General features: G+C 39.6%; 22 protein-coding genes. 2 read left to right on the forward strand and 20 right to left on the reverse strand.

Annotation, left to right across the window (positions count from 1 at the left end):
• Window positions 1-155 precede the first annotated feature (155 nt).
• Together WNY79_RS08470 and WNY79_RS08475 are read left to right on the forward strand one after the other, a co-directional pair.
• Window positions 156-788: a hypothetical protein gene (locus tag WNY79_RS08470; RefSeq protein ID WP_294120130.1), complete on the forward strand. Its 633-nt coding sequence runs from the start codon at window positions 156-158 to the stop codon at window positions 786-788.
• 106 nt (window positions 789-894) lie between these two features.
• Entirely contained in the window at window positions 895-1,731 is an 837-nt protein-coding gene (locus WNY79_RS08475; RefSeq protein WP_010553762.1) for a mechanosensitive ion channel family protein, read from the forward strand.
• Window positions 1,732-1,785: 54 nt separating this feature from the next.
• On the opposite strand, the gene tldD is transcribed toward WNY79_RS08475, so the two are convergent.
• From tldD to WNY79_RS08575, 20 genes are all read right to left on the reverse strand, one after another.
• A complete protein-coding gene (gene tldD, locus WNY79_RS08480) occupies window positions 1,786-3,225 on the reverse strand; it encodes a metalloprotease TldD (protein WP_024589854.1) in 1,440 nt (479 codons plus the stop codon).
• The gene (locus tag WNY79_RS08485; RefSeq protein WP_342875647.1) at window positions 3,222-4,061 is read right to left on the reverse strand and encodes a carbon-nitrogen hydrolase family protein; all 840 of its coding nucleotides are present in this window, start codon (window positions 4,059-4,061) and stop codon (window positions 3,222-3,224) included. The genes tldD and WNY79_RS08485 overlap by 4 nt, the downstream gene beginning before the upstream one ends.
• Entirely contained in the window at window positions 4,058-7,915 is a 3,858-nt protein-coding gene (locus WNY79_RS08490) for a YhdP family protein (RefSeq protein WP_342875648.1), read from the reverse strand. The genes WNY79_RS08485 and WNY79_RS08490 overlap by 4 nt, the downstream gene beginning before the upstream one ends.
• A complete protein-coding gene (rng, locus tag WNY79_RS08495) occupies window positions 7,915-9,387 on the reverse strand; it encodes a ribonuclease G (RefSeq protein WP_007586345.1) in 1,473 nt (490 codons plus the stop codon). The genes WNY79_RS08490 and rng overlap by 1 nt, the downstream gene beginning before the upstream one ends.
• A gap of 1 nt (window position 9,388) precedes the next feature.
• Window positions 9,389-9,958 (reverse strand): Maf family protein, encoded by a 570-nt coding sequence (locus tag WNY79_RS08500; protein ID WP_024598041.1) that lies wholly within the window; start codon window positions 9,956-9,958, stop codon window positions 9,389-9,391.
• Window positions 9,958-10,437 carry a rod shape-determining protein MreD gene (gene mreD / locus WNY79_RS08505; protein WP_024598042.1) on the reverse strand — a complete coding sequence of 160 codons (480 nt, stop codon included), beginning with the start codon at window positions 10,435-10,437 and terminating at the stop codon, window positions 9,958-9,960. Before mreD ends, WNY79_RS08500 begins: the two co-directional genes overlap by 1 nt.
• Window positions 10,430-11,272 (reverse strand): rod shape-determining protein MreC, encoded by an 843-nt coding sequence (gene mreC, locus WNY79_RS08510; RefSeq protein ID WP_171972332.1) that lies wholly within the window; start codon window positions 11,270-11,272, stop codon window positions 10,430-10,432. Before mreC ends, mreD begins: the two co-directional genes overlap by 8 nt.
• The gene (locus WNY79_RS08515; protein WP_007586338.1) at window positions 11,272-12,315 is read right to left on the reverse strand and encodes a rod shape-determining protein; all 1,044 of its coding nucleotides are present in this window, start codon (window positions 12,313-12,315) and stop codon (window positions 11,272-11,274) included. The genes mreC and WNY79_RS08515 overlap by 1 nt, the downstream gene beginning before the upstream one ends.
• A 134-nt stretch (window positions 12,316-12,449) precedes the next feature.
• Window positions 12,450-14,498: a formylglycine-generating enzyme family protein gene (locus tag WNY79_RS08520; protein WP_024598044.1), complete on the reverse strand. Its 2,049-nt coding sequence runs from the start codon at window positions 14,496-14,498 to the stop codon at window positions 12,450-12,452.
• 121 nt (window positions 14,499-14,619) lie between these two features.
• Window positions 14,620-18,360 carry an H-type lectin domain-containing protein gene (locus WNY79_RS08525; RefSeq protein ID WP_342875649.1) on the reverse strand — a complete coding sequence of 1,247 codons (3,741 nt, stop codon included), beginning with the start codon at window positions 18,358-18,360 and terminating at the stop codon, window positions 14,620-14,622.
• On the reverse strand, window positions 18,357-18,848 hold the full coding sequence (locus WNY79_RS08530) for an agglutinin biogenesis protein MshP (protein WP_342875650.1): 492 nt from the start codon (window positions 18,846-18,848) through the stop codon (window positions 18,357-18,359). Before WNY79_RS08530 ends, WNY79_RS08525 begins: the two co-directional genes overlap by 4 nt.
• Window positions 18,838-19,677, reverse strand: a complete 840-nt coding sequence (locus tag WNY79_RS08535; RefSeq protein ID WP_170072590.1) for a type II secretion system protein — start codon at window positions 19,675-19,677, stop codon at window positions 18,838-18,840. The genes WNY79_RS08530 and WNY79_RS08535 overlap by 11 nt, the downstream gene beginning before the upstream one ends.
• The gene (locus WNY79_RS08540; protein WP_342875651.1) at window positions 19,677-20,228 is read right to left on the reverse strand and encodes a type II secretion system protein; all 552 of its coding nucleotides are present in this window, start codon (window positions 20,226-20,228) and stop codon (window positions 19,677-19,679) included. The genes WNY79_RS08535 and WNY79_RS08540 overlap by 1 nt, the downstream gene beginning before the upstream one ends.
• The gene (locus tag WNY79_RS08545; protein ID WP_342875652.1) at window positions 20,215-20,706 is read right to left on the reverse strand and encodes a type II secretion system protein; all 492 of its coding nucleotides are present in this window, start codon (window positions 20,704-20,706) and stop codon (window positions 20,215-20,217) included. The genes WNY79_RS08540 and WNY79_RS08545 overlap by 14 nt, the downstream gene beginning before the upstream one ends.
• 8 nt (window positions 20,707-20,714) lie before the next feature.
• Window positions 20,715-21,245: a prepilin-type N-terminal cleavage/methylation domain-containing protein gene (locus WNY79_RS08550; RefSeq protein WP_342875653.1), complete on the reverse strand. Its 531-nt coding sequence runs from the start codon at window positions 21,243-21,245 to the stop codon at window positions 20,715-20,717.
• Between the two features lie 22 nt (window positions 21,246-21,267).
• Window positions 21,268-21,852, reverse strand: coding sequence for a prepilin-type N-terminal cleavage/methylation domain-containing protein (locus WNY79_RS08555; protein WP_170072585.1), 585 nt, complete (start codon window positions 21,850-21,852; stop codon window positions 21,268-21,270).
• Between the two features lie 4 nt (window positions 21,853-21,856).
• Complete coding sequence (locus WNY79_RS08560; protein WP_342875654.1) at window positions 21,857-23,077, reverse strand: type II secretion system F family protein; 1,221 nt, start codon at window positions 23,075-23,077, stop codon at window positions 21,857-21,859.
• Window positions 23,064-24,791 (reverse strand): ATPase, T2SS/T4P/T4SS family, encoded by a 1,728-nt coding sequence (locus WNY79_RS08565; RefSeq protein ID WP_342875655.1) that lies wholly within the window; start codon window positions 24,789-24,791, stop codon window positions 23,064-23,066. The genes WNY79_RS08560 and WNY79_RS08565 overlap by 14 nt, the downstream gene beginning before the upstream one ends.
• Window positions 24,788-25,930, reverse strand: coding sequence for a tetratricopeptide repeat protein (locus tag WNY79_RS08570; protein ID WP_342875656.1), 1,143 nt, complete (start codon window positions 25,928-25,930; stop codon window positions 24,788-24,790). Before WNY79_RS08570 ends, WNY79_RS08565 begins: the two co-directional genes overlap by 4 nt.
• Window positions 25,927-26,829 (reverse strand): AAA family ATPase, encoded by a 903-nt coding sequence (locus WNY79_RS08575; protein WP_182752290.1) that lies wholly within the window; start codon window positions 26,827-26,829, stop codon window positions 25,927-25,929. Before WNY79_RS08575 ends, WNY79_RS08570 begins: the two co-directional genes overlap by 4 nt.

Raw genomic sequence — 26,829 nt, forward strand, 5'->3', positions numbered from 1 at the left:
AAAACATCCATTCAACATTAAATAAATATCTAAGCCATTATTTTAACAGCAAAAATTTTAGACCAATAAAAATATTAAAAGTTTAAATTTTGTTTTGGCTTTAAGGCATTTTTACAATTAGAATCTCGCGCATTTATAGTTTCTCTTGGTTATTTATGTTTTTACTGCGATCTTTTATTTATTTATTATGCCTAGCCGGTGTTGCTTATTTAATTCAACTTGAAGGCTTTGAATTAAAACAGTATGCACTTTACAGTGAAGAAACTCTTACTGAACATATGCAAGATGTTTTAACTTTTTTAAGCTGTATTTTGTTTTTTTACGCTTCGCGAATTAACTTTCAACTCAAAATACCGGCAGTATTACTTGCTGCGTTATCGGCAATGATGTTTGTAAGAGAGTTTGATACCTACCTCGACTTATACTTTTTTGATGGCGCTTGGCAAAGTATCGTCTATTCAATTTTAGCTGGCGTGTTTGTTTATTTAATAACAAAGAGAGGAAGTATTTTTGACTCTTTAAAAGCCTATAGCCTCACTCCTAGTTATGGAATTTGCTTATCAGGCATGGTTACTTTACTCGCATTTTCGCGAATGATGGGCAAAGGTGCATTTTGGCATTCAGTAATGGGCGATGACTACGTACGTGCGGTAAAAAACATTGTTGAAGAGGGTATAGAAACGCTTGGCTATACTCTAATCTTTATTTCAGCCATTGAGCTTGTACTCATATGCCGAAAAAAAATGGCTAAAAATCACAAACATTGCACTGATGAAGTAACTCAATAGCGTCGCTCGATTTTTATTGGTTACTTTTTTGCGCTAAGTTTGCTAATTGGTTTAATAAATCAATATACTTAGCCTGTTTTTATCAACTCGCGTTTAATTGGATATTATGACTAAAGATATATTGCTGCATCCGTTTCTTCTTTCAATTGTAATGATCACAATTGCATTTGTACTAAAAGTGCTTGTTGATAAGCTCGCTAAAAATCGCGCAGAAAAAAAAGAAAAAGATATTCGCTACATCGCACACAATATTAAGCACTTTATTAATTTTGTAATGATGATATCGCTGCTATTTGTGTGGTCTACCGAAATTCAAAACTTTGCACTTTCTATTGCTGCCTTTGCTGTGGCGATTGTGCTTGCAACGCGCGAGTTTATTCAGTGTGTAATAGGCTTTTTTTACCTCGTAACAACTCGCCCGTTTAGAGTCGGTGATTGGATACAAGTAGGTGATTACTTTGGTGAAGTAGCTGAAACTGATTGGATAAAAACAACCATGCATGAAATTGATATACATACTTATCAATTTTCAAGAAAAACCATATACATACCTAATAATAAGCTGATTACCAGCTCTATTAAAAACTTAAACTTTGTAAAACGCTTTGTTACACATCATTTTATTATTGTTCGTCGAGAGAGCTTTAACCCGTACCCTATTCACGACACACTCACTGAACAAGCTAAACTGTACTGTGAAGAATTTCAAGAAGTAGCAAGTCGTTATAATTCAATGATTGAGCGTAAACTCGATGCAAAAATATCTGGTCCAGAGCCGGTAATTCACTTTGGTACAACCGATTTAGGTGAATTTAAAGCAAGCTTCACCTTGTTTTGTCCGACAGAAAAAGCGCTTGAGATAGAGCATAAATTAACAGAGTGCTTTTTTGCGTTATGGTATAAAGAAGCTGAAAAAAATAAAGAGGATGAAGGAGAAGTATAAACCCCGCCTTCATTAAAACAAAAAGCGCGAATTTACTTCGCGCTTGAGTAATATTTAAGCTGTACCACCGACCGTTAACTGATCAATTTTAAGGCTTGGTTGGCCTACGCCTACCGGTACGCTTTGACCATCTTTACCACAAACACCCACACCTTTATCAAGTGCTAAGTCGTTACCAACCATAGATATTTGCTGCATTACTTCTGGGCCATTACCAATAAGCGTTGCGCCTTTAATTGGTTGGGTAATTTTACCATTTTCGATTAAATACGCTTCTGATGCGCTAAATACGAACTTACCTGACGTGATATCAACTTGTCCGCCGCCAAAATTAGGCGCAAATACACCTTTTTTAACTGAGCTGATAATATCGGCTTGGCTGTGCTCACCACCTAACATGTAAGTATTAGTCATGCGAGGCATTGGTAAATGTGCATACGACTCACGACGTGCGTTACCGGTAGGATTTACACCCATTAAACGCGCGTTTAGCTTATCTTGCATATAGCCTTTTAAAATACCGTTTTCGATGAGTACGTTGTAAGCGGCTGGTGTGCCTTCATCATCCACATTAAGTGAGCCACGGCGATCAGCCATTGTGCCATCATCAACCACAGTACACAGCTCAGATGCTACTTTTTGGCCCACTTTACCACTAAACGCAGACGCGCCTTTACGGTTAAAGTCGCCTTCAAGGCCATGCCCTACCGCTTCGTGTAAAAGCACGCCAGGCCATCCATTACCAAGTACAACTTCCATCGTGCCTGCAGGTGCATCAATAGCCTCAAGATTTACTTTAGCTTGGCGTACCGCTTCTTCTGCAAATTCCATCCAACGCGGTTTACCATCAACAAGCTCTTTAAAGTAACCATAATCTAAACGTGCACCACCGCCTGCGCCACCGCGTTCACGGCGACCATTTTTTTCAAGCAGTACTGAGCAGTTTAAACGAATAAGCGGGCGAATATCGGTGGCAAACGTACCATCACTTGCTGCGATTAATACTTCTTCGTATACCGCTGACATTGAACTAATTACTTGCTCTGCATCGGGTGCTAGTTCACGAATATAGTTTTCAAGTTCGCGTAATAAACTCACCTTGTCGGTATCGCTCATACTCGAGATTGGCTGATGCGGTGCAAACTGCTCTTTAGCTTTAACATCACTAAATACTTTAATCGCTCTATCTTCACCAGCATCTGCAATGCTACGAGCCGCTGTAGCCGCTTTATTAAGCGCTTCAAGATTTATTGCATCAGAGTAAGAAAAACCTGTTTTTTCGCCGCTTACAGCACGTACACCAACGCCGCGCTCGACGTTATAAGAGCCTTCTTTAACTAAGCCGTCTTCAAGCACCCATGATTCGTGGTGGCTAGATTGAAAATATAAATCGGCGTAATCCACTTTATGCTGATGTATATAAGCGAGCGTTTTTTCGAGCTCTTCTCTATTTAGCTGGCTGTCGTGTAGTAAATGCTGTTCAACCGAATTCATAATAAATGCTCTCTAAATCGTTGATGAGACTGCACGGGCATATCTCGTCTAATTTTTTGTAACTGGTCTAAGTCTGCGTTGCAACTTATAAAACCGGTGCCTGTTGGCAATTCACTCAGGATACTTCCCCAAGGTGAGATAATAATACTGTGGCCATATGTTTGTCGGCCATTTTCATGTGTACCGTCTTGAGCCGCTGCAACCACATAGCATTGTGTTTCTATTGCGCGCGCTGTTAATAACGGCTGCCAGTGTGCTTGCCCTGTGACGACTGTAAATGCACTTGGTACTAAAATAATATCGGCGCCTTGGCGTACTAGTTCGTTGAATAAGCCACTAAAGCGCAGATCATAACATACTGTTAGGCCTATTTTACCAAAGGGAGAATCAACAACAACCACATCGCTACCTGCTTGGGTAAAATCTGACTCTCGATAGCTACCTGTTTGATCATCCACGTTTACATCAAATAAATGTATTTTGTTATACGTTGCAACCAGCTCGCCCTGATTATTATATAAGTGCGATGCTGCATAATATTTATGTTCGTTAAATGGCTCAGGCATTGTTCCTGCATTTAACCAAATATTATGATGTTGGCACAATTCACTAAGTTGTAGTTTGTATCGCTCAACTTGCTTAGCAACACGTAACGTATCGTTACCACTTTTACTAAACACTAAAAAAGCCTCAGGCAAACAAACAAGTAATGGCCTTGTTGTTGGGAGGGTTTTAAGAGCACGCTTTAAGCTTGCTAAGTTGTCATCAGGGCTTAGCCCTGAACACATTTGTAGGGCAACTATTGTAGGTGTGCTTATGCTTGCTGTTTTGTTCATTGCGTTGCTGTTACTTGTGCATCTTTAAGCTTTAAATCGACTGATGCTTGTGGCTGATTTTGCGCAGCTTGCGGTAACGTAACTTCACGACTTTTTCTGTCGAGTTCTTGAACTATAGGATCGTTCATTTTACCCGTTACTTTAAAATTTATCTCTGAGATGACGCGTGCAGAGTGAATAACTTTATCAATTGCTAAGGCAGCAAGCCCTGTTACTGGATTTACCATCCATGCAACTATAACCGGAATGCTCGAGGTTACTTGTGGCGCTACAGCAAGGTCATAGTCTATATCTAGCGTATTTAAATTTGCATAACCTTTAATGGTTAAATCGGCGGGTACGCCGTCCATTTTGGTATCTTTAGTGTAAGCAATGCCGTTTTCTAACTGCATAGAGCCTTGCATGCTGTTATAAAAAAAGCCCTTTGAAAAGACATCTCTAAAATCAAGTTTCAGTTTGCGTACTAGTGAATCAAGGCTCAACAGCGAAAATACGCGTGCACCACCATCGCTTATTTCAGTTAAATGACCTTCGCCTAAATCCCAAATAACCTCACCACTTAACGTTTTCACATCAAAATCATAAGGAGCAGCTTGCCAAGTAAGATCATAATTTAAATCGGCTTTTGAGTCCTTAATTGCAGAGGTAATATCAAACTCACCAAACAATGCGCCTATGTCATCACTTTTAAGCTCGCCACTTAGCGTTGTTAAGCCATTTTGCCACTGCCCTTTAGTGCGCAGCACATGATCGCCTTTATCGACCACAAGCTCTGATATTGATAAGCGCTCGCCATCACCTAATAATGACGCACTCACTTTATCAAGCTGGTAGCGGTCAATTTTGCAATCACTGCATTCAAACTCAATGGCAGGTATTTTAGTAAGCCAGCTCAAGTCTTCCTCGGGAAGTACATCTGTTATTTCAAGTGCTTGTACATTGTGCGGTGCAAAATTAAGCCTTAAGTAATCGGCATTAATTCGTATTGGCTGGCTAGGCTGTGATGTAGGAATAAACACCCCAGCTCTAAGTTCTTTAGCATTTAGCTTTAGATATAAATCGTCTTTTGATGGTGCTAAACGCATTTCAAAGTCATTAAAAATGATGTTACTCGCATCAAGCATACCTATATTTGCGACCACCTCATTGAGCGGTGGCATAATCCCTTTTGATTTTTTATCTGGGTTTGCTTTACCGGCTTTAATTATTTGATCAATCAGATCAAACCAAGGCACTAATTCACTCTGTTCAAGATTTATATTTACGCTTAAGTCTTTTTGGTTTAATCCTAAATCTTGTTTTCCGAGCACAAAATGGACATTGCTAAACTGTGATTTACCGTTTTCTAAAATAGCATTAAAGTAAAACTGTTGATTAGCGTTTGCTGTAATGAGATTAGAAATGTCATCACCTTGTACAACTGCATCAAGCGCCCACACTTGCTCGCTATTTTTACTATAAGGTGCGGGTAAGTTGCTCGTTAAGCCAAGTAGTTCTGAGTTTACCTGTGCACGGTAATTAAAGCCTTGCTCGGTAAAATTAAGTACTAAGCCAATATCAACATCACTTTGCCCGCTTAAATAATTTTTTAATATACCTTGTCCACTATCTATTAGTGTATCGGCGTCAATTTGGGCGTTTATATCTATATTTGCTTGGTAATTTTTTGCATCACTTTTACTGCTGTAATTAATAGTTAGCGGCATGCCCAGCCACTGCGCAGTCGCATTTTCAAGTGTGATGTTGTCGTTTTTAAAATTAAGCTCGCCAGTTAAGTTTTTAAGCTCAATTCCTGGCGTTGCTATAAATACTGGCAAGTCATTTAAATTAACTTTACCACTAACACTGGCTCCGCCTTTAAATTTTGAGCCTACTAAAAGCTCAATACTGGCATCGGCTTCCCCTTTGCCCTGCACAACTTTAAAAATTTCAGCAAGAGGTTTGGCAATAGGTGTCGCTGCGAAAAAGTCATGTAACTTTTTCATTTGTGCTTTTTTATCAATTTGCACAATAAGTTCATCTGCATTCATTAAATCTGCAATGCTTACCTGTACACTATTACCAATATCTAAATTAACCAACTTACCTTGCTGGCTATATATATCCATACGCTCATTATCAAAATGTAGCTGTACATTGGCATTAGTGACCAAAGGCCAATCAGGATCAAACTCATAGGTTGCGTTGTCTATTTGCGCTAATACATTAAACTGACCGCTACCATCGGTGAATGGAAAACCAGATAAAGGTCCTGCAAATAAGACTTGTGCTTTAGACACTTCTCCGCCTTTAATTGCGCCATTTAAATAGCTAACGAGCTCAGGGCTCATAGCTTTTAATGGGAAGTAATGACCTGCAATGTTGGCATCTGGGGCGAACGCTTCAGCGTAAAGATCTAATCGAGGATCATCTGTTAGACTAATTTGTAATTCTGCAGCAAGAGTAACTTCATTATTATCAAACCATATATTGTCACTACTTATATGCCAGCCATCATCTCGTTTAGCTAAATCTAGCTCTACATTTAGCTGATTATAATTTATGTCGTTACTAAAGCTTTCGCCTGTAACTAATGTGCCGTTTTCACCAAATAAATTTATTCGCCCACTACTTTGATTAAGTAAACCACTTACTCTAAGTTCTTGTGCTGCAGGTACCGACCTTAATTCTTGCCAACCAATATTGTCAGCCTCAAACCATAATTGCCATTGCTGTGCATTAGAAAAATTTAAATAAGCTTGATCTATTTGCCCGCTAGGTTGGCGCTCTAAAAATGGTTCAAGTGCATTAAAATTACTTAGCCCTGCTAGGTTACTCAGTAATTCAAAATCAACTTGATGGAGCCACACTTTATTTTGCGACCCTAGTTGAGCTTCAAACTCTAAACTTGGCCATGCTTTATCGTTACTATTAAATGTTAAACCAGTGCTTTTTAAGTGCCAGCTATTTTGTTCTGGATATAAATGGAATCCACCTTCACTCAGGCTGACTTGTTGGCTTTGCTCTTCTCGCTGCCAACGAACAAAGCTTGGTAGCCACTGCATTTTTATATCGCTTACAAGGCCTTTATCTAGTTTTAGCCACGCTTGTAAATTAATATCGCTATGCAGTTGTTGCTTTTGCGTATTTATATATTGTGCTAACCAGTTAGATACATCGACCTTATTAGCCTGCACATAAATGTCGCCCGCAACTTGCTCTAGGGTATCGCCAGTAAGTGCAATGCGCGCATCAAAGTCACCAACCGAAATACCCGGCAGTGCTAAGCTCCCACTGCCAAGATGTTGCTCATCTTCATTTTGCCAAACAATATTTTTGAGGAGTAACTTACGTTCTTTACCATCTTCTAGAACAAAGTTAATACTGGAATTTTCTATTGCAAAATGACCCGTTTTACCCAAAAACAGTTCTTCTATTAGCTCTTTTTGCTCAAAAGAGACTTCGTCGTTGTCAGCGGTTTTAAATAAGTTGGTGATATTTACACTGGTATGAAACCCATTAATAACAAAATAATTAGATCTAAGTTGCAGTGCTTTTAAGCTTTCCCATAAGTTTAGCTCTAAGCTGGTTTTAGCAATGGTGAGTGATATTGGCGCGGTTTCGTTATCTTTAAACGATAAATTCTCTAATACTAATGCAGGACCACTGCCCTGCCAACTAGCTGATATTTCACCGATAGATAAGCTTATTTCAAACTTTTCGTGTAAATAGCTTTCTATATTACCTTTGTATTCGTTTGCATACGGGAGGGTATATTTTAAAATTGAAACAATAACGGCCAGTAATACCAAAATTATGGCGCAGGTCTGCCATAACTTTCTAAAACAAAAAAAACAGACCGCTTTTGCTTTCATTACATCATTACCACATCAAACTGTTCTTGGCTGTATAAGCTCTCTGTTTGAATATTGACTTGCTTACCAATAAATAGTTCAAGCTCGGCAAGGTTATGATACTCATCGTTTAGTAGGGCTTCGCTCACAGCAGGCGCTGCATATACCATAAACTTATCGGCAGCGTATGCTCGGTTAACACGCACTATTTCACGTAGTATTTCGTAGCAAACCGTTTCAACTGTTTTTTGCGAACCACGACCAGAACACGCAGGGCATACATCACATAAAATATGCTCTAAGCTTTCGCGTGTACGTTTACGAGTCATTTCAACAAGCCCAAGCGCTGAAAGCCCATTAATATTCGTTTTAGTGCGATCTTTTGCGAGTGCCGATTCAAGTGAATGTAATACTCGGCGCTTATGATCCTCACTGACCATATCGATAAAGTCGATAATGATAATACCGCCTAAGTTACGCAGCCTAAGCTGGCGCGCAATTGCAGAGGTTGCTTCTACGTTGGTATTAAAAATCGTTTCTTCTAGGTTACGATGTCCTACAAATGCACCAGTATTAACATCAACAGTCGTCATCGCTTCTGTTTGATCAATAATAATATAACCACCGGATTTGAGCGTAACTTTACGATGTAGTGCTTTTTGAATTTCGTTTTCAACGTCAAACAAATCAAATATAGGTCGCTCACCTGGGTAGTATTCGAGTACTTGAGACAGTTGTGGAACAAACTCTTCAGTAAATAACTTTAGCTCTTCATGAGTAAGTTTAGAGTCAACGCGAATGCGCTCCATATCTTCGCCTACGTAGTCACGTAGGGTTCTAAAGGCGAGCGTTAAGTCTTCATGTAGAATACTGGCTTTACTGGTTTTTTTGCGACGAGCTGTAATTTTTTCCCATAGTTTTCTTAAAAAACCGGCATCGTGTCGTAATTCTGCTTCGCTAGCGCCTTCGGCTGCTGTGCGAACAATAAAACTGCCATTTTCATCGCCATATTCTGCGACTATTTTTTTAAGGCGTGAGCGCTCTTCTTCAGTTTCAATACGCTGACTAACCCCTACGTGGGTCGCATCTGGCATAAACACTAAATAACGAGAAGGAATGGTAATATCAGTGGTAAGTCTTGCGCCTTTAGTGCCTAGCGGATCTTTTACCACTTGCACCATAATGTACTGGCCTTGACGAACTAACTCTCTAATATCTTGTACTTTTTTTATTGGTACGTCGTCTACACCTTCAACAATGGAGGCACTATTTACAATATCGGATGCATGCAAAAACGCCGCTTTTTCAAGGCCGATATCAACAAAAGCAGCCTGCATACCCGGAAGTACACGACTTATTTTTCCTAGGTAAATATTGCCTACAATACCTAGATTACCAATTCGCTCTAGCTGTATTTCTTGCAGTACACCGTTTTCTATTAGGGCAACACGGCTTTCGCTCGGTGTGACATTGATCAGTAATTCTGTACTCATGTTACCTTCTTAAGAATGTTTTTAATAATTGTTCGGTCTCATATAAAGGTAAGCCTACAACGGAAAAATAGCTACCTGCAATGTGGGTAACAAAACGCCCGCCTAAGCCTTGAATGCCATAGCCACCGGCTTTATCTTGTGGCTCTCCTGTCTCCCAGTAGGCATTAATTTCTTCATCTGTTAAGGCTTTAAAAGTAACATCAGTGCTTACAACACAGCTAATTACATCATTTTGCGTCGCAAGTGCAACAGCGGTGAGAACTTGATGTGTATTACCTGACAGGCGTTTTAATGTGTTTGTAAAATCGTTTTTATCACGAGGTTTACCCAGTGATTCGTTGTCGATAACAACCACGGTATCACTACCAAGCACAGGACGATCAGTATATCCAAGCTCAACACCGCTTTGTGCTTTTAAGCGCGCTAAACGCTCAACAAGAGCTCTAGGTTGCTCGTTTGGAAGTGGGCTTTCATCTGCATCAACACTAAACTGTGTAAATTCGACACCTAATTGGCTTAATAACTCTTTACGGCGGGGAGAGGCTGATGCCAAATATATTGAGGTAGTCATTACCTGATCCTAAAATGTCTGCGATATTTACGAAGCAGTAAAAAAACCCAAAACCAGCTAACCATTCCGGTTGCTACTGGCCATAAATACTGTGGATTAAAGTAAACATCTAACAAAAAATGATTTAGCCAAAATTGCATTAAATGGTACAGCGTTAAAAATAAACCAACTAATAAGCTTTGTTGCCAAAGCGAAAAGTTACGAATTTTTTGAAAGTTACTTGCGGTTATAAATATACATACTGAGAATGTAAGCGAGTTCACACCTAGTGGTGAGCCAGATGCTAAATCTATTAATAAACCAACAACCCATGCAGTACCAATATTTAAACGATGCGGTACTGCCAATGACCAATACATAAGTACAAGTAAAACCCAATCAGGCCTAAATGGTTCAAATGAAAATGGCAGTGGCATTAGTGCCATTATTAACGCAAAAAAGATGCTTAGCGCAATTAACAATGAATAACGGTTAATCATCGCTGATTTGCTCCTGTTGATTACGCCATAAAATAACCAGCAAACGAATGCGATCTAACTGTGCAATTGGCTCTGCAAAAACTTGTGCAAACGGGCGGCCTTCATCACGATTTATTTCGGTTACTACAGCCACAGGGTATCCTTCAGGAAATGTGCCACCTAAACCTGATGTAACAAGTACATCGCCAATTCGCACATCTAAACTGTGTGGAACGTGCGAGAGCTTAACTACATTAATTTTACCTATGCCTTCAACCACTGTTCGTACATCGTTTCGAAGTATACGCACAGGTGTTGCGTGTGTGGTGTCGGTCATTAGTAGTACGCGTGAAGTAGTTGAGCCAACTTTTGTAAGTTGCCCTACTACACCCATCTCATCAATTACAGCTTGGCCTTCACTGAGCCCATCAGTAGTACCACGATTAATAACAACCTGATGACTATATGGATTTGAATGTACAGAAAGTACTTGAGCAATAATTTTACGATTTGGTTGCTTTGCTGATGAGCCTAATAAGGCGCGTAGTTTTTGGTTTTCTCTGGCTAGAAATTGATACTGCTGAAGTTGCTCGCTTTGTAGCATTTGCTTTTTTTTCAGCGCTTCGTTTTCGGTAAGAAGTTGATCCCGCGTATGTAGACTTTTAGCACTTAAGCTAAATAGTTCGTAGGGTAAATTAGCAACATAAATGAGTGGGCTAACTAAAGTATTTAGGCTGGTACGAACAACGGTACCACCTTGCGTATATCTGTCTCCAACTATGAGTACGATACTCAAAAGCACTGCGACAAAAAGTCGCAGTTGCAAAGAGACTGTGCGTCCAAACATTAATTTCATTAATCGTAACTAAAAACGTCACCACCATGAACATCGATCATTTCAAGTGCCTTACCACCACCACGTGCAACACATGTAAGTGGATCATCGGCAACAACAACCGGAATACCCGTTTCTTCCATTAATAAACGGTCTAAATCTTTTAACAATGCGCCACCGCCAGTAAGTACCATACCGTGCGCAGAAATATCTGATGCCAGCTCTGGTGGTGATTGCTCAAGCGCAACCATTACTGCACTCACAATACCCATTAACGGCTCTTGTAGAGCTTCTAAGATTTCGTGTGAGTTGAGTGTAAATGAACGCGGAACACCTTCTGCAAGGTTACGACCGCGTACTTCAATTTCGATTGGCTCATCAGTTTTAAACGCAGAGCCAATTTGATGCTTAATATTTTCTGCTGTCGCTTCACCAATTAAGCTACCAAAGTTACGGCGTACATAATTAATAATAGCTTCGTCAAATTTATCACCACCAATACGAACAGATGATGAGTAAACAACACCATTAAGTGAAATAATAGCAACTTCAGTTGTACCACCACCAATATCAACAACCATAGAGCCTGTTGCTTCTGATACTGGTAAGCCTGCACCAATAGCCGCTGCCATTGGTTCTTCAATTAAGTAAACTTCACGAGCGCCTGCACCCATTGCAGATTCACGTATTGCACGTTTTTCTACTTGAGTAGCCCCACATGGTACACAAATTAGTACACGCGGACTTGGGCGCATAAAGTTATTGTTGTGAACCTGTTTAATAAAGTGTTGTAACATTTTTTCTGTTACAAAAAAGTCGGCTATAACACCGTCTTTCATTGGACGAATCGCTTTTATATTACCCGGTGTACGACCTAACATAAGCTTTGCTTCTGTACCTACAGATGCAACGCTTTTAGGCCCACCAGCACGTTCTTGGCGGATAGCAACTACTGAAGGTTCATTTAATACAATGCCTTCGTCTTTTACATAAATTAGGGTATTGGCTGTACCCAAGTCGATCGATAGATCGTTAGAAAAAATACCACGGAGTTTTTTAAACATGAGGCTGGATGACCTTTGAAATACGTTCTTATATTAGCTGCCTCACTTTAACATGCTCAACTATATGAGCAATATAAAGCGCAGCGCCTTTGTGAATTTATGAAAAAAGGAAGCAAAGCTTCCTTAATTGAATTTTATCGTTCGCGAACTAAGCGAAAACCAATGTAGTTAGATCTAAAATCAGGCGCTAAAATTAAACGCGTAGATGCACGAGCAAGGCTTGGTGCAAAGTTCCACGCTCCGCCTCTTACTGCTACATCAGACTCACCTGATTCTTTATCGGTCCATTCCCATACATTGCCTACGGTATCGTATAATCCAAATGCATTTGGAGAAAAAGAACCTACTGGTGATGCACGTCTGTTTGACCATTCACTACCACACCAACCACAGTTAGCTAGGTTTTTACCAATTTCGTTACCCCAAGGGTATTCTGTTTCAGTTCCTGCGCGTGCTGCGTATTCCCACTCAACTTCGTTAGGTAAACGAAATTGCTGTCCTGTTTGACCAGATAACCACTCAGCGTAAGCTTTTGCATCGTTATAAGTTAAACATACAGCAGGAAAGTCACTACCTTGCTCAAAACCAGGATTACGCCAATTTAAATTTGCTTCCCATACTGGTTCGCCATTTAAATAATACGCACACCCTTTATTTTTTTCCGCTTGAGTTTTATAACCTGTATTTGCTACAAACTTTTCGTAGGCACCCACGGTTACTTCTTTACTTTGCATAGCGAAAGAATTCGCTATTACTTTTTCAATTACTGGACGTTCATTAGCTAAACCATTACCGTTGATATCGCCCATTTTAAATTTGCCTGCAGGAATAACGACAACCGGCGTTTCAACGTTTGCATTTAATACATTAACGTTTTCACTAACCTGGCGTGTTGTTACTTCTGGTTGCTCTCGAGTATAGGTCGGTGCAGCAATCGACTTAGGCTTTTTTACTAAATTTGCATTAATTGTTTGCGCTTTATTCAAATCAACACGTGCTTGATAAGGTTTATAACCAAGTTTACGTATTTCAATGTTATGAATGCCCGGCGGTAAACGTGTAATCAAGCGTGTTGAGCCAAAGCTTACACCATCGATAAACACTTCATCGTCGTATACGTTTGATCGTAATGTCAGCTCTACTGATTGATCCTTCTTCTTATTAAGGATAGAAGGGTAATCTTTTTTTACCGATGCAGGTTTAACTGAATAATCACGTATTGGCTGCTCATTTAAACGAGAAACCGAAACCGTGTTGCTATTATCCGCGCTATTACTGAATGTTAACTGACTATCAGTAAATGTATTGTTATACGCTGGTTGATAAGCAGCCGTAAGCGGCGTGCCATACTCAGAACAATAGCGGTTATCTATGCTTAATAAGCTACATAAACGGCTGCTATTAACTTCGCCACGCATAGTTACGCTTAAGTTAACGTTGTAATTACCTTGGCCGCTAAATGCACTGTTAACTACATGGCTACTTAATATTTGTACTTGAGCGCCCGCCAAATTACGTTTTGGCTCAACAATGCGCTCTTCTGTTAAGTTTGCAAAAATTTGATCAACAAAGCGTTTAGTTGCTTTTTGTAGACCCATTTGCTGACCGCGTTGCTCACACGCTGCTAGCGTTTCTGTTCGCTTACAGTTAATAGTGTGGTTAACCTCAAGCGTACCTTCACGTGTAAACTCGTTACGTAAACGCTCTACGCGGGCTGTAGTTAACTGCTCTTTTAAACTTTCTAATGTATTTAAAAGCGTATGCTTAGCAACACGAATCTGTTCTATATCTTTACGGTGGGATGCAATTGCCGCCAACTGCATAGAAATATCATCTTTATTTTGCTTATGATCAATCACCGCTTTTTGATAGCGTGATTGAGCCGCACTAATATTAATAGTGGGATCATCAATTAAACGACGGTACATTTCGTTCATCGCATCGAGCGCTTGGTTTTTTTCTTTATCTAGCTCTGTAGAACGAGAACGAAGTAGCTCTAATTGATTTTGTAACTGACTTTCTTCTTTAAGATGTTTTTCAAGTATTCTTGTCGAGTTATCGTATTCTGTCTGTTTAACACTAATCTCTGAGTCAATTCCAGTCACTGTAGCTGTGTCTTGTGCAAATGCACTACTAGCTAACAAACTAGCTGAAATTAACAGAGATAAAGGAGTAATTCGCATATATTCCAGTCCCAAAAAGCGGCAATTATTTGGTCGTTATTATTTTTTATAATTAAAGCCTTATGCTATGTACTTGCAGCACAAAACACAAGCTTTGTTCAATTATTATATTAGTTTACAACTATTCGCGTGTTTCACGCCAGTAAATAACCCGATCATTTCCTCTAAAGCGTCCAAATTGTAAAATAGTACGAGGATCAAGCTGTGTTCCATCGCCCTGCCAATCCCACTTTAACCAATCATAAGTATTATATTCTAAGGTAAATTCACCCAAACCATTTGGCTGTGCATAAATACCGTTATCTGCCGGATACACTCCCGCCTCTAGCTGGCCAGATGCATCATTTCCGTATTTATAGGTTAATTGTGGGCTGCTAGGTGCTATTTGAGTGATTTGGGTATGATCAAATACACTACAATTATCTTCAGCGTTATTTACAAATCCACTGCCGTTGTAATACTGAGCCTGCATAGGAATAAGTAAAGGGTCGAGATCGGAGCCTGCGTTATTACCAAGTACTAAGCGTCCAAATCTAAACTCTATTGGTAATGCATTTAGCCGTACGCTATTACAACCACCCGAGCATGCTGTTTGTGTATTAGGTTTATCGTTTGCATCAATAAGTGTTGCTCCTTCTATATCAGAAAGCGTTGCCATTAAGCTCACCATAGCGAACGGTCCGTCTGCTTGCCCTACACCTAATCTTTTAAGTGTCGTGTTGAGTTGGCTCATTTGCCATTGGCCGTCGCCTATATCTCCCCAGTTGTTATTTCCTAGGTTTACTAAGCGGCTAGCAAAATTAGTTGAAGGTACATAGTTACCTACTTCATTATTTTCGGCATTAACGTCTACACTCGATTTATCAAAGCCCTCTTTATAATTAGCCATTAGCACACCATTTTGATTTTGTGCTTGTACTGTAAAGCCAAGTTCAAAAGGTTGATCAAGGTAAGTTAAATTACTGCCGTATTGCGTGCATTGCGCGGCAGCTTGAACCCCCACTACCTGAAACTGCGAAGGTGCAAAGCGACCAACGTTGTAAAGCTCACCTTTTACGTCTCCGGCACCAAAGTAATCGGCATCTTGAAGACCTGATGTTAAATCAATTATGCCAACTTGGTCGTAACTATATTGCGATATAGATTCACTCAAACTACCTGTGTCACTAAAAGGTGATGTAATCATCGCTTCAAGCGTACCTTGAGTGCCTGGCGTAGGCGCTTTAAGTAATGGCTCTACAAGCGGTTGCTCTGTAATAAAATGCTTAGCAATGGTGTTATTTGTAATATTGCTGTAGTTGTCTGGGAAACCATCGTTGTTAGTGTCTTGCCCTGTTTGCCACTGCACCGCATTCATTTTTAAATCAAATGCTTCGCCCGTTAGTCTAAATAAACTCCCATTGGCATCTGCTGCATAGCCATCACTTGCAACTTCCATCGCTAATCCAAATGGCTTTACAACATATTCATTTGAGCTACCCGTTAAATTTACTGATAAATTAGTTAGTGGGTCTAAAATTAAGTTGGTTTTTACATTTAAGCTCAACCTTCCTGCATCGGGATAATTTATAACAATCGGGGCTTTAGACTCACTATCAAAGTTAAGTATGAATGATTTAGAGGCTTGCTCTACCGCAAAGGTATTATTGTTATTACTGAGTGAAACCGTATCAGAGCAACTTGCACCAGCACTGCATGTGTACGATAAATCTAAGCTTACATCGCCACCCGCAGGAAATGCGGCTTCGCATACACCTGTTGTAGTACTTGTTTTTACCGCTTGAATAGATAGCGCTTTTGCATTAAATCCAGTATTTGAAGGCTTTGCTGATAACTGAGTAGGAATTGTAGTATTACCATCGGTTTCGTTATTAAAAATAAACCCTGCATCAGAAAACGTAACTTTACAGCCGCTTAATCCAACATTATTACCTGCAATATAACAACGAAGCGGTGCAGAAGGATCCGCAGTGTTATATCCAAATGTAACACTGCCTGTGGTGCGTTTAGCAAATTCGACAACTGCTGAGCCTGTAAAATTAATATTCTCCCCTGTAACCCAGCTTTGTTGCCCACTATTATCTGGAGAAAGATTCAAACTAGAGGGCTCTGCAAATAATAAATCGCAGGCGTCATTTGCGCACGCTGTGAGTGTCATCTCTTTAGCTTCACACGTTAGACCTTTGTTATCGCTGATTGTTAAACGATAATGATCTAGGGTTTCTGGTGTATAAATTCCACAAAAACCAGGGATGCTTTCTGGTACTGGCAGAGCGTCAAACGTTGAGCTCCCTTCGGTAATAATTTGAGTACCCGATGTAATTGAGCCCTGATACGTTACATTTTGAGCTATTCTTACCTCACCAGTGGCAACAATATAGCCCGCAATATTTGCATCGGCAGCAATAGCAACCGCACCATCCACATAAATAGCCAAGTACGCGCCAGTTTCTACTACTATATTTGTTTTACCTATGTTCAAAAATGAAGTTGATAGAAGTGAGGTTGTGTCTTTTAAAAAAATACGTGTTGGCGCTGTTACTCTGTACTCTGTTTCCAGCATACTTAACTGCAACTCATCGTAATAATAATCGCCAGCTAAAGATGTAGGTACGGGACCTGTTGAACTACCATCGTTTGTAACCGTTGGCACCTGCGCCGCTTGATTAGGCTCTAAAGAGTTATAACCACCAGCAACACACGCCTGACCATTACATAAAGGAGGGCTCGTCAGCGCTGTAGAAATTAAATTTGTGGTGGTGACAAACTGCGCATTACCATCGGTTATTTCTACCCCCTGGACCAGCTGCACTTCACCGTTGTTATAAGTAGAAATAGCGCCCGGGAATAACGTATCACAATCTAAAATATCACCATTAAATACAAAGGTACTGGTCATGGCGAGTATTGATGCTTCCTCGTTTACGTGACGGCGCTCGTTATCGCCATCACGATCTTCGTCAACAACAAGCCCTAGCCTGTCAGTTCTTAGGTTACAGCTGCGTAGCCACCCACCATCATCTTCTTGGCGTGAGTTTTTACTTGCAACCACCAAAGGGGCCACACTAAAGTTATTAGTAAAACTAAAGTAATTACAGCCATCGCTCCAACCGTCAATTTCAAAGCCTGTGAAAAAAGTTTCCCACGATACCTCAACGCCATTATCGTCAGTAAATGTGCGGTTACTTCCTGGCTCCACTGCCATGTAAGCAACAGTTTCGTTTTTTATGAGCCCAAGTGCTGTTTCAGATGCCTCTAAAGCAATATTAACGCCGCTGGCAGATAACGAATTACTTTCTACTGCAACTGTTAAAAACGGAATTAATGCCTCAGAAGGTGGATTGCTGTCTATGCTATTGAGTGTTTGTAACGAATGGAAAAAGTTTGGCCTTTGAGTAAACGGTTCAGCAAATGTTAAAGACTTATAGCCTTTAGGTGTCAGTGGAGCAAAGCCAGACTTAGAGCCATACTGTAATTCGAGCAATAAGTCTGTACTGCCCACTTCCATAATTGTGCCGTCTGGAAATTGATGCACACCATACTCAACAGCTAAATAGTGCGCCCCCATACTAATATGTCCACCATCTTCTCCTGAAGGTTCAAGCGGTAAGGCCTCAAAGCTAGTTGTGGTTATATTACGTATTCTTATTATTGCAGGGTTTCCACCTTGGTTTGTTGATAGCATAAAGACAGCAGGAGGCGTTATATATTGCTGTTGAAAATTAACTTTTGTCCAAACAGGCGATGTATATGTATCTTGCAGTTCTATATAACGGCCTTCGATTTTTGGAGGCACTGCATTTGCGTAATTACAAAGTAACACGCAGCTAAAAAATATAATGGCCAATGCATTTTTCATCATGGTAAAGTTTTAGCCTCCACACTGAGTGTTCTTTGTGTTTCCCAATAGTCTTTTCTGCAATCATTTCCTGCAGGGCAATCAATTGCGGCGCACGTTGCACTACTTTGTAAGTAATAAATATTCACAAGCCCGTTGGCTGTACTGCTATCGGGTAGGTCTATATATTCATCGCAACTCACCAGCACGTTACAATTAGCTAAATATGCAGTTTGAAAGGTTAAATTAGTTGTAACTGATGCACAGCTTTGCACTGAGTTGTTTACTGGAAATAGTTGCGTTAAGCCGCTTTCTAGGCCGCTTTGTGCTGCCATAAAAGCGCGAGCCCCGTAGTACTCAATCGTATTTTGTTGAGATGCACCAGAAAGCACTTTAACTAATGCTAATCCTAGTGCTAATAAAGCAACAATAATTACCAAAGAAACAATTATTAAGTTCCCTTTTTGTTTACTGGGTAAGGCTTTTCCGTGATGATTTTTTTTAAGGTACATTAGGAATATGCACCTCATGGTTAAAATTCATTACTTCAGTATCGTTAAATTGCATTTGCGCATTCACATTAAGCACAGCGTTTCTTTTTAGGGAGAGTGAATCAAGAGTAAAAAACAAATCGCTAGCTAAATTATTGGCAATGTAAATACCTAATAAATCACGTTTAACACCACTGCTTATTTGTAAGCTCACGGCATCTAGTTGATTAACAGTAAAACCGTAATTGGTATATCTATATAAATACTGCCCTTCAACGCAAAAACTTACAGGTTCTGAAAGTAAATAAAGGCGTTTACTCGGCGACTCTTGGGCAAATGCTTTGCTAAATTGCCACTCATCAATTTCGCTCGCTGAACTATTAAATGCTGATACTTGCAAGCGCTTACTATTATTCTCATCGTATATATCAGCACTGCTTAATGGGTAAATAGTTGCCCAATCTCCAGCTTGCGGCTGCGTTAAATTATTAAGTTCAAAATCAACAGCGCTAACATTAAAAGGCGCTACGGTAGGTAGGTAATTTGTATAGTGAGTCGCCGATAAAAACGGCGTAAATTCTAAGCACTGCTGAGCACTGCACGCTCCGCTAGTGCTGTTATCACAAGAAAGCCTTAACGAATTTGGTGTAGCGTGGCGAAGTTCTTTACTAAGTCGCGTTATTAAAAATCTGGCCTGGGCTACTGCTTCTTGGCGTTCAACACCTTGCGAATAAATACTGACCCCAGCACCAATAAATGAAAATGCACTTACGGCTAAAATACCAATAATAACCATGACAAGTAATAGTTCTATAAGGGTAAATGCATTTTGGTATTTAGCTCTTTGCATTAGTAATTCCCTTTATATGCACTAAATCCGTAAACTTCCCCTAAGGGTGATGTTACTTCAATAGTAATACGCTTAAAGGTTGTGCCATCGTTAATGGTCAATTCGTTAAAGTCGCTATCGTACTCAACTTTAATAACTAAGTTAAAGTCACTGTACTCGCTTAACAACTCACCTAAGCTATTAGTAATAGGCTGATTAGAGAGTGCAATATAGTCATCTACATCGTTATAACTAGTTCGGGTTTCTAGGCCTGTACTTAAGTCATCCGCGCCTAAATCATCTATTGCGGTACAAGGCTCTGCACCTAAGGTTGTTTCGCCGCAACGTCTAAAAGGTGCGCTTCTATCACTGTGCTCATCAAACGACTTACTTTGGATTTCGTTCATTAATGATTGACCAAATTCAGAGGCTCTTAAAGCAATAATTGGCTCTGCACTTTTTTTTGCTTGCGGGGCAATGAGCGCGGTAATAATGCTCAATGCAATCGCAAACATGACGATGCCAATAATAAGCTCAATTAAAGTAAAGCCTTTTACTTTAAGGGCACGCATAGATAAGCCCTTCACCACTTATGCATACGCCAGCTAATCCAACATCTATTCGACACTGCGAAGTGCAGGTTTGATTTGATTTACCTAAAGGATCAAAACTAATTTGGGTAAATATATTCGCGTTACTATCTAAAGCACTAAATGCTATATCACTTCTTTGCGTGTTTATTTGTACCACTAAATGATCGGTGTTATTAGCATCGGCTCCACCGGTACATGTATCGGGTGTGGGGGGAGCAATAAGTGTGGAGGTAATATAAAGAGTATGGCAACTTGTTGTCGCTGTATTTTGCATTGCACGTAGCTGCACTGTTCTCAATGCATTTAAAGTACGATCTCGATACGAATATGCATCTTCTGTTGAACTGCCCAGAAATTTGGGAACTGCCGTTACCGACAGTATTCCCAATATCACTAGAGTAATAATTAACTCAATGAGTGTGAAGCCACGCAATCGTTGCTTACTACTGCTTATCATTTATGTAATTAACAATCGCTAACATCGATAGCAACTGTTGCTGGAGTATCTTTGTTTAAAGCTGGAGTATAAGTAACTTTACAAGAGTCTGTGACTAGGTAGCTATTTGGATAAATAATGACTGGAGTTGTAGCATCATCCCCTCCTGACAAATTGAAGTCAGTACTATCAGCGATAGTAGGATCATCGGTTACATCTGCAAAATCTATATCTAAAAATGCTTCAAATGCATCAATAGTCCCCACAGGGTAGCCAAATCGGATTGCTACGCCTTCAACAATAGGTGTTGGAGTATCTGTTTCTGCTTTATTTTGTATATTAGCAATAAGTGCCTTACCATTCACAATATTCATACCACTGCGAATCGACCCTTGTACACCCTCAAGTGTTGAAGCATTTGCATCACCTTGCAAGTTTAAAAAACGAGGTGCGGCGGTAACAGCTAAAATGCCTAAAATAACAATTACGATGATCAATTCAACAAGTGTAAAACCAGCTTGTTTATTCATTGGTAAACTTTTTAACGATTGCGTTTTCATAAGTAAGCCTCTTTTTAATTACTTAATTTTTAAATATTTTTACTTTGCCTGTTTTAGCAAAGTATGAAAAACCTGTTAAACCTGATATTTCACTCGTATTAGTAGGTATACTTTTAATATCAATGGTATGAGTTAAATAGTAGTCGCATTGCGTACTTTCTGCATTGTACCTAACTAAAAAACTTACACTTTTTATTCTTGATATTTCATTACTTAACGTACTACTGGGTGCGTCTTGTAAAATTACATTTAAAACTTGGCGACATTTATTAGCATTTATAGCTTCTGCACGAGTATCTTTTTTTTCTGTTTCATCGCTTGTTGGTGTACCTAACACTCCATCAATACCAACTATTACACCTCCATAATTAACAAATGTTTTGTTTGACCTACTGCTTGGTCTTCCTTCTAATTCCCATTGACCCCTAACCATGCCAACGGCCGATGAGAAAGCACCTGCAATAGCGTCTACGCTCGCATTATGCGCTTGATTTTTAATACCTATATATTGAGGTATAGCAAAGCTCAAAATTACTGCCAGTAAAATAACAACAATAACTAACTCAAATAATGAGAAACCTTTTGAGTAAGCCTTTGACGCAATCACTTGGTTAATTACCTTTAATCGCTGACATCATGTTCCACATAGGCATAAAAATACCCAACGCTAAAATCAGCACCATAATGGCAACAAACACAGTTAAAATAGGTTCAATTTTTGCAGTTAAACTACGTAGATCGTAATCAACTTCACGCTCATAATAATCAGCAGCCTCTTGTAATAGCTCATCAACCCGACCAGTTTCCTCTCCCACCGCAACCATCTGTAATACAAGCTGAGAAAACAGTTCAGAGCTTTTTGACGCTCTAAGTAAACTATCGCCCTTTTCTATATCTTGGCGCATAGTAACAATCGCTTTTTCCATATAACTATTATCTACTGCATGCGCAGTAAGCGATAATCCAGTGGTCATGGGAACACCAGATCGCAATACCATAGCTAAACTTTGGCTGTAGCGAGCAAGCAAAGTACGTTTTAGAATATCGCCAATAAAGGGAATTTTTAATTTATATTGATCCCACTTAAAGCGCCCAGTATCTGTATTTAAATAACGCTTCCAAGCGAATACCGCGCCAATACCCATGATCAACAACAACCACCAAAAATTAACAAAAAAACTGCTAGTCCCAATGAGTATTTGTGTCATTAACGGCAATTCGGCATCAAACTTGGCAAACATGCTCGCAAATGTAGGTATTACAAAAATATTCAAAATAACCATTGCTGCTACAAGAGCCAAAATAACAAAAGTGGGGTAGCGCATTGCTGCTTTTATTCGTTTGCGGGTTTCTTGCTCTTTTTCAAAATAAATAGCGAGTTGGTAAAATGCATCCTCTAATCGACCAGAACCTTCACCAACCATAACCATTGACACGGTTAAACGGCTAAATACTTCGTTATGTATCGCCATTGCACTGGATAAGTCACGGCCCTGCTCAAGTTGCCTGGTAACTTCCATCAATACATTTTTAAATTCTTTATTTTGTGTTGTATCTGCCAGCCCAATCATTGCTCGTATAATTGGAATACCTGCTTTTAATAGCGAATACATTTGCCTAGAAAACATAATCATGTCGTCTAGTGTTATTTTTTCGACAAATAAATTATCAAAAATTTTAATATTATTTTTTGTTTCAACTAAAGAGATTGATATTGGTATAAATTGACGCTTCATTAAACTATCAGCTACGCCAGCTTGGTTACTTGCTTCTAATTGGCCTTTAACCAATACACCTTTGCTGTCTTTCGCTTTATAGTTATATAGTTGCATCAATATCCCCTACTATTTCTGGGATATATTCAGCCACTTTAAATACTTCATCTAAAGAGGTAATACCTTGCTTAGCGTAATTTAGTGCCATTGTTGAAAGTGGTGAAAAGTTAGCACTATTTTTAGCTGCCTTTGCAAAACCTTGTGTGTCGTTAACCCGTAATGCATCCATCATCGCATCATCCATTTCGAGTAACTCAAAAATACCTACACGCCCTTTATAGCCACTGTGATTACATGCGGTGCAACCTTGCCCTTTAGAAAATTGAGCATCTGTAATCTCTTCGCCTAAATATTTTAACCAACTTAATTCTTGGCGATCTGGCAAGTACGGTACTCTGCAGTCATTACATACTCGTCTTACTAATCGCTGAGCAATAATCGCGCGCAGTGAACTTGCAACTAAATAGGCTGGTGCGCCCATGTCGATTAAGCGCATAGCACTGGTAATTGCATCATTGGTATGTAGCGTTGATAGTACGAGGTGGCCTGTTAAAGCGGCCCTTAATCCAATATCTACGGTTTCTTGGTCACGCATTTCGCCAACCATTATAATGTCAGGATCTTGCCTTAGAGCGGTCCGTAAAATACTTGCAAAGCTCAGCCCTATTTTATTATTTATTTGTACCTGGTTAATACGGCCAATACGATACTCAACGGGATCCTCTACTGTAATAATTTTACTTTCTTGTTGGTTTAACTCACTTAATGCACCGTATAGTGTGGTTGTTTTACCCGAGCCTGTTGGCCCAGTAACTAAAACCATGCCATGAGGACGTTTTATAATGCTGCGTACACGTTTTAATATATGTACTGGCATGCCTGTTTCATCTAACGATAATAATCCTGCTGATTGATCAAGCAAACGCATTACAACTGATTCACCATGCTGAACGGGCATGGTAGATAGGCGCACATCAATACTATGGCTGCGCACTTTTATATTAAAGCGACCATCCTGAGGGAGGCGTTTTTCAGATATATCTAATCCCGACATAAGCTTTAAACGTAGCACTAGTGCCGATGCTATTTTTACTTGGTTAAGAGTGTGCTCTTGTAATATGCCATCTACACGTTGACGAATGCGAAGCAAACCTTCATCTGGCTCAATGTGAATATCGGATGCGCGAACTTGCACAGCATCTTCAAATATTGATTGCAGTAGCTTTACAACGGTTGCATCAGATGTTTCATCACCTAAAGAGTTTAAATCAAACTCTTCTACGTCTTGATATTCTTCATGGAGTTGTGCTGCAAAGTTAGTAATTTCATCTGTACGACGATATACGTTGTCAAACGCAGCCATTATTTGACTTTCTTGTACAACAGCTAAATCTATTCGTTTAGGAGCAATCATAGTTGCAAGTTGATCAAGCCCCCTTAAATCAGCAGGATCGCTCATCCCGACTAAAACAGAGTCACCATTGTCTTCAATTACTAATGCTCTGTAGCGACGTGCATAAACCTCAGATAAAAGCTTAGATACATCAGCTGATATTTTTCGCTGTGATATATCTAAAAAAGGTACTTGTAATTGCTGCGCTAAAAAACGTAATAGTTGTGGTTCACTAATAAACTCAAGTGTAATAAGCGTCGAACCTAATTTACGACCCGTTGCAGCTTGAACGTTTAGCGCTTCGCTTAGTTGCGCTTCGGTGATCATGTGCTCATGAACAAGTAAGTCCCCTAAGCGCATTTTTAAACTAGGTCTCATACGGCCTCCTTTAGCGCAACTAAACGCTGTAATGCATGCTGTGTCATAGCTGTATTTAATCCACCTAAATCTAGAGCCACTTTGTAAAGCTGTTTAGCATCGAGGTACTCTCCTAATGCATCTTTTGAGGTTGCAAGTGCCAGCCACCACTTAGCTTGACTAGGCTGTAGTTGTGTAAGATGTTTAAAGCTTTCAAGTGCTTTATGGTGCTTACTCGCACTTTGTGCTGCAGTACCTTGCAACACCCAAAAATCAAGATTCGCTTGAGTCTCAAATTCATCACTTAAAAGCAGTAATACTCCTTCATACTGTTGTTGCATAATGAGTATTTTGCTTAGCATTACACGCCATTCAAGTACGTTAGGGTTTTGGCGAATACCTGATTGCAAAACCTGTTGTGCTGAATTTATATCTTGTTGTTTAAAGTAGGTTGCAGCTAGTAAATTTCGAGCCTCTACGTGTAAAGGCGATTGCGCTAAAATAATATTTAAATCACTAATGGCTTCGTTGTATAAGCCAAACTGTATTGCTTGTTTAGCTGCGGCTAATTGCTCAATCAATAAAGCCTGTGGCGACTTAGCTTCTGCCACGCTTTTAGTCATAGTATTTTGAGACTTAGTTTTAATCATTGGAGTAATTTTTGGTTTGCTGACAATAGCTTCGCTAGTTACCAGTACATTATCTTTAGCTAGTGCAGGGCTTTGTTTAACCTCGGCAATTACAACTGGCTCAGCCGTTGGTTGAGAAACCAGTAATGTTGCTTCACTCAACTTGGATTCAGCTAAATCATTCACTTCTGGTTTTATTTGCTCAACTTGCACAACCGTTTTCACAACATCTTGCTCAACTAAAGGTTCTACATTGCTTTTTTCATCTTGATAATCAGATAAATTAGAGCTTAGAACCGCGACCATTTTTTGCTGTGGTAACACAGACTCACGTTGAGTCTCTTTTTTGTCGGCGGTCGGTAAATATAGGTATGCTAAAAAAATGACACTTAGCATAATAAGTAAAATTACGGCTTTAAATGCAATATTTTTTACATCATATATCGGCTTTAAGCTTATACCTCCTTGAGTACTTACTTGTTTAGCTTCTCGTTGCTCAATATTTTTAAGCATATTATTTATAACGCTCATAACCACTGCCTCCATACCCATATGGCAGCAATAGCTAAAACACTAAACATTAAAGCACTGTAGCTCCAATATTGTCCGGTTCGATACTTTGCGCAGTCTTCAGTATCTTTTATGGCAAGTTGAATATGGCGATTTGTTATTGTATTTAACCCTTCACCGTAAGCTTGTAATAGTGCTTTGTGGCATAAAATATTAACTAATCTAGGAATTCCACGGCTAGCTCTAGCAATTTTGAGCCCCATACTATTATTAAATAAAGGAGGCCTATTAAACCCTGCAACTTGTAAGCGGTGATTAATATAATAAACAACCTCAGCGCCAGTCATCGCCCGTAATTTATACGAAAAACTGATACGTTGGCGTAATTGCCTTACTTTGTTGTTTGCCAGCTTTTCATCAAGTTCAGGTTGCCCAAATAACACAACTTGAATTAGTTTTTCACTTTCTGTTTCTAAGTTTGTAAATAATCTCAGCGCCTCTAGAGTCTCCCAACTCAAGCATTGCGCCTCATCTATCAAAAGCACTACACGCTCATTATCTTCTTGTAAGTCGAGTAAGTGATGATTTATAAGCTGCCCTAGTGCTTGCTGATCTAATGCTTTATCTACATCCATACCCAGCTCAATGGCAATCGCCCATCTAAGCTCTTCTGGGCTTAAATAAGAGTTAGGTAAATAAGCCACAATGTAATCTGGCTCAAGTTGGTTTAATAGCTTTCTACAAAGTAGCGTTTTACCAGTCCCAACTTCACCAGTGACTTTAATAAACCCTTCACCCATTTCAATAGCTGTTGTTAACACTTGCATCGCTTCATGGTGCGGTTCAAGTGCACAAAAAAACTCTGTGTTAGGGGTTAACGTGAAAGGCATTTCACTTAAATTAAAAAAGCTTAAATACAT

The organism is Pseudoalteromonas sp. AS84 (assembly GCF_038900255.1).
Classification (GTDB): domain Bacteria; phylum Pseudomonadota; class Gammaproteobacteria; order Enterobacterales; family Alteromonadaceae; genus Pseudoalteromonas.

What these genes read in the sequence shown, in the direction of transcription:
- WNY79_RS08470 (WP_294120130.1), top strand. Translation starts at nt 156, where the DNA reads ATGTTTTTACTGCGATCTTTTATTTATTTATTATGCCTAGCCGGTGTT.
- WNY79_RS08475 (WP_010553762.1), top strand. Translation starts at nt 895, where the DNA reads ATGACTAAAGATATATTGCTGCATCCGTTTCTTCTTTCAATTGTAATG.
- tldD (WP_024589854.1), bottom strand. Translation starts at nt 3,225, where the DNA reads ATGAATTCGGTTGAACAGCATTTACTACACGACAGCCAGCTAAATAGA.
- WNY79_RS08485 (WP_342875647.1), bottom strand. Translation starts at nt 4,061, where the DNA reads ATGAACAAAACAGCAAGCATAAGCACACCTACAATAGTTGCCCTACAA.
- WNY79_RS08490 (WP_342875648.1), bottom strand. Translation starts at nt 7,915, where the DNA reads ATGAAAGCAAAAGCGGTCTGTTTTTTTTGTTTTAGAAAGTTATGGCAG.
- rng (WP_007586345.1), bottom strand. Translation starts at nt 9,387, where the DNA reads ATGAGTACAGAATTACTGATCAATGTCACACCGAGCGAAAGCCGTGTT.
- WNY79_RS08500 (WP_024598041.1), bottom strand. Translation starts at nt 9,958, where the DNA reads ATGACTACCTCAATATATTTGGCATCAGCCTCTCCCCGCCGTAAAGAG.
- mreD (WP_024598042.1), bottom strand. Translation starts at nt 10,437, where the DNA reads ATGATTAACCGTTATTCATTGTTAATTGCGCTAAGCATCTTTTTTGCG.
- mreC (WP_171972332.1), bottom strand. Translation starts at nt 11,272, where the DNA reads ATGAAATTAATGTTTGGACGCACAGTCTCTTTGCAACTGCGACTTTTT.
- WNY79_RS08515 (WP_007586338.1), bottom strand. Translation starts at nt 12,315, where the DNA reads ATGTTTAAAAAACTCCGTGGTATTTTTTCTAACGATCTATCGATCGAC.
- WNY79_RS08520 (WP_024598044.1), bottom strand. Translation starts at nt 14,498, where the DNA reads ATGCGAATTACTCCTTTATCTCTGTTAATTTCAGCTAGTTTGTTAGCT.
- WNY79_RS08525 (WP_342875649.1), bottom strand. Translation starts at nt 18,360, where the DNA reads ATGATGAAAAATGCATTGGCCATTATATTTTTTAGCTGCGTGTTACTT.
- WNY79_RS08530 (WP_342875650.1), bottom strand. Translation starts at nt 18,848, where the DNA reads ATGTACCTTAAAAAAAATCATCACGGAAAAGCCTTACCCAGTAAACAA.
- WNY79_RS08535 (WP_170072590.1), bottom strand. Translation starts at nt 19,677, where the DNA reads ATGCAAAGAGCTAAATACCAAAATGCATTTACCCTTATAGAACTATTA.
- WNY79_RS08540 (WP_342875651.1), bottom strand. Translation starts at nt 20,228, where the DNA reads ATGCGTGCCCTTAAAGTAAAAGGCTTTACTTTAATTGAGCTTATTATT.
- WNY79_RS08545 (WP_342875652.1), bottom strand. Translation starts at nt 20,706, where the DNA reads ATGATAAGCAGTAGTAAGCAACGATTGCGTGGCTTCACACTCATTGAG.
- WNY79_RS08550 (WP_342875653.1), bottom strand. Translation starts at nt 21,245, where the DNA reads ATGAAAACGCAATCGTTAAAAAGTTTACCAATGAATAAACAAGCTGGT.
- WNY79_RS08560 (WP_342875654.1), bottom strand. Translation starts at nt 23,077, where the DNA reads ATGCAACTATATAACTATAAAGCGAAAGACAGCAAAGGTGTATTGGTT.
- WNY79_RS08565 (WP_342875655.1), bottom strand. Translation starts at nt 24,791, where the DNA reads ATGAGACCTAGTTTAAAAATGCGCTTAGGGGACTTACTTGTTCATGAG.
- WNY79_RS08570 (WP_342875656.1), bottom strand. Translation starts at nt 25,930, where the DNA reads ATGAGCGTTATAAATAATATGCTTAAAAATATTGAGCAACGAGAAGCT.
- WNY79_RS08575 (WP_182752290.1), bottom strand. Translation starts at nt 26,829, where the DNA reads ATGTATTTAAGCTTTTTTAATTTAAGTGAAATGCCTTTCACGTTAACC.